Source organism: Novosphingobium sp. 9U (assembly GCF_902506425.1).
In the GTDB taxonomy this organism is placed as follows: domain Bacteria; phylum Pseudomonadota; class Alphaproteobacteria; order Sphingomonadales; family Sphingomonadaceae; genus Novosphingobium.
In genome coordinates this window covers 1-2247 of the sequence record NZ_LR732538.1, presented here as the reverse complement: position 1 = coordinate 2247, position 2247 = coordinate 1, and the positions used below count along the sequence as shown (strand labels likewise).

General features: G+C 59.7%; 2 protein-coding genes. Both read right to left on the bottom strand.

Features of this window, described 5'->3' with window-relative positions:
- Positions 1-604 precede the first annotated feature (604 nt).
- A complete protein-coding gene (locus tag GV044_RS21175) occupies positions 605-1543 on the bottom strand; it encodes a sensor histidine kinase (RefSeq protein ID WP_159874451.1) in 939 nt (312 codons plus the stop codon).
- Positions 1544-1909: 366 nt separating this feature from the next.
- Positions 1910-2247 (bottom strand): sigma-70 family RNA polymerase sigma factor (locus tag GV044_RS21170; protein ID WP_159874450.1); only part of this gene is annotated, 338 nt, incomplete at its 5' end.

The window sequence follows — 2247 nt, the reverse complement described above, 5'->3', positions numbered from 1 at the left end:
TGAGGCATCGACTTGTTACCGGTTACCGGAGCCCAAAGACCCCCGGACCGGGCGCCGTCGCCCACATGTCCCTTCATCTAAAACCAACAATGTCAAAGAACCGAGATCAACACCAAGAAACCCTGGCGACCATCTCCGCCGAACAGTAAAGCCGGACAACCAATCATCCCCCGCTTTTCAGGTGGGGGACTTAGTTGTCCGTCATGTTGGCGACCAGGCAATGGAGCCACTCAGTGGCGTCGTCTCGTCCGGTGAAGCGGCATATATGGAGGGCTCTTGAGTCGGTCAAGATTGATAGCGAGCATTTTTTACGACAATTCTGCAGCCCGGCTCGGCTAGGCGGCGCTCAAGTTCTGCGTCACGAGATAGTGCGTGCTGGGACCAGGGACCCGCCAGCTGTACATCCGAGGCAGGGCAGCAGGTCCCAAGTCAATGTTGCAGCTTTCTCGTGAGCCTAAGCAGGTAGAAGCTCGTCGATGGATCTGACCCGCACGGATCGAGCAGGACGCTCCGTGCAAGCGATAGGGGCAGCTCAGCTATCGCGGACGCTCCTCGACCAAGCACGACGGACTGGAGCTCCTAGATCATGGGCCAGCTCGAGTACCTAACGCACTGCAAACAGCTTGATGTGACAAGTCAAGCCGCTCGAGCCGAATGCCAATGAGACCGCGCGGAACTGCGACTGTTGCGTGATTAAACGAGTGCCAAGTCCTCGTCTCGTGGGCTCAGAAACCGGCGGGCCACCCCTCTCCTCCCAAACGAGTTCGATCTCATCACCCGTTGTCTTCCACCTGATTTCAACTCGACCGTCTGAGCATGAGAGAGATCCGTACTTCTGAGCGTTGGTGCCAAGCTCGTGCAAGGCCATGACGAGCGGTGTGCACGCGTCTTTTGCCACGCAGCAGTTCGGTCCCTGTGTATGTACCTGATCGCGTGCGAATGGCGCCAACGCGCCACTTATGAGGTCGTGCATATCGCATGAGCTTAGAGCGCCATACCGCAGCAGCTCGTTCGCTTTCGCAAGCGCGCCCAAGCGTGCGGCGAGCTTGTCGTAGAAAGCTGCTGGATCCGGCGCCTTGCTCGCCTGCGACGCCAGGGCGCTGACCATCTGGATCGAGTTCTTCGTGCGATGCTGCAGCTCTCTGTTGAACTCCTCGTTCTGGCGAGCTCGCTCATAGTTCTCGAGAACAGACTGGCGAAGCAGGTGTCCCATCAAGATCATCGGAGCCAAAGCAACGCCGAAGAGACCGATGAGCAATGCGTTGTAGAGTGCGGTCGGTGACCCGCTCATGTGAGGCATGAAGAACCAGGCTCCAGCAACAACGCTGCCCAAAGCTGTGGCCACACCCCATCGCCAGCCAAGGAACGTGGCAATGGCCTGGACCGCTGGAAAGTAGAGCAGAAACGGGGAACCCAGAGTTCCCTGGTCGATAAACCACCGAATACCAGTAGGGATCACGACGGCCAAGGCAGTGCGCACCAGACATTCCGCGATCGGCACATTTGGCCGAATCGCTCGTTTAACGCTGTCAGTGGCTGTCATGCCCTCTCCCCGCCGAACCTTCGCCGGCCGCGACTTTACAGTCAATCACATACAACGCTTGGCTCCACCGCAGCACGCATACTTACGGTTCTAGAACGCCTCGCCCCCGGCGCTCGGAAAGCCAGCGGCGCCGCTGGCCGTCGCATGAAGCTAAGCAGCTCGCGCGAAGCTTGATCACCAGAGCACGATTGCAGGTGCTTGGGCAGGCGCAGTCGCCAGCTGGCCAGCGTTACAATCGCCGGTGTTGATGTAACTTCTGGCCCACCGCCCCCCTCGTCCGCCTCGCGGCCCGCCGCCTTGCTCATTCGAAACTATCAGTCGGGCCCGCCTGCTTCTGTGCCTCGCGCATTCGAGGCAATTGCGTTCCTAGTCCAGGAACGTGCGCATGACACGCGACCTGGTTGGGTGCTGGAGCTTTCTCGGCGCCTTGGCCTCGATCTGACGGATCCGTTCGCGCGTGACCGAGAACTGCTGGCCAACCTCTTCGAGCGTGTGGTCGGTATCCATGCCGATGCCAAAGCGCATGCGCAGCACGCGTTCCTCGCGCGGGGTAAGCGATGCGAGACTGCGTGTGACGATTTCCTTGAGGTTCGACTGGATCGCCGCATCGACCGGGATCACTGCATCGACATCCTGGATGAAGTCGCCGAGGTGGCTGTCTTCCTCATCGCCGACGGGGCTTTCAAGCGAGACTGGCTCCTTCG

Excerpts from the sequence above, each read along its gene's own strand:
- GV044_RS21175 (WP_159874451.1), bottom strand. The coding sequence starts at position 1,543 with ATGACAGCCACTGACAGCGTTAAACGAGCGATTCGGCCAAATGTGCCG.